We start from the raw sequence: 524 nt of genomic DNA, 5'->3' as shown, positions 1-524 counted from the left end.
GCCTGCTCGGCCGCCTTGAGCCGGTTGGGTTCGACGTCGGTCGCGCGCATCGAGTTCGACATGTCGATGATCAGCACGACGCAGGCGCGGTTGAGCGGAATCCGGATGTCCGACGTCGGCCCGGCCATGGCCGTGGTCAACAGCACCAGCGACGCGGCGAGCAGGATCGTCGGCACGTGCCGCCACCGGCCCGAGCGCAGCGGCGCGACCCGCTCCAGCACCTCCATGTTGGCGAACCGCAGCACCCGACGCCGACGGGCGAACTGCACCACGACGTAGATCCCGGTCAGCAGCGCCACGGCCAGCAGGAACAGGAAGAACCAGGCGTTCTGGAACCCCGTCAGCGACACCGGTCCCAGCAGCGGCAGCTTCATGTCCAGCCACCCTATTCGTCAAACGACGCGGCTGCATGGAGGCCGCATGGACGCTAGCCGGCGACCAGATCCCGGCGCTGGGTGAACTTGATGTCCAGGCTGCGCAGGTGGGTCTGTAGCCCGGCGTCCTGGATCGGGATCAGGTGGGCG

1 protein-coding gene is annotated in these 524 nt (G+C 68.3%); it reads right to left on the bottom strand.

Features of this window, described 5'->3' with window-relative positions; genetic code table 11:
• The coding region (locus A5712_RS04490; protein WP_197519292.1) for a BatA domain-containing protein at positions 1 to 374 on the bottom strand (374 nt) is incomplete at its 3' end.
• Positions 375 to 524 lie beyond the last annotated feature (150 nt).

Origin of the sequence: Mycobacterium sp. E2327 (genome assembly GCF_001672675.1) — a bacterium.
Classification (GTDB): Bacteria; Actinomycetota; Actinomycetes; order Mycobacteriales; family Mycobacteriaceae; genus Mycobacterium.
The sequence above is the reverse complement of the archived record's forward strand: the minus strand, read 5'-3'. Positions and strand labels throughout refer to the sequence as shown.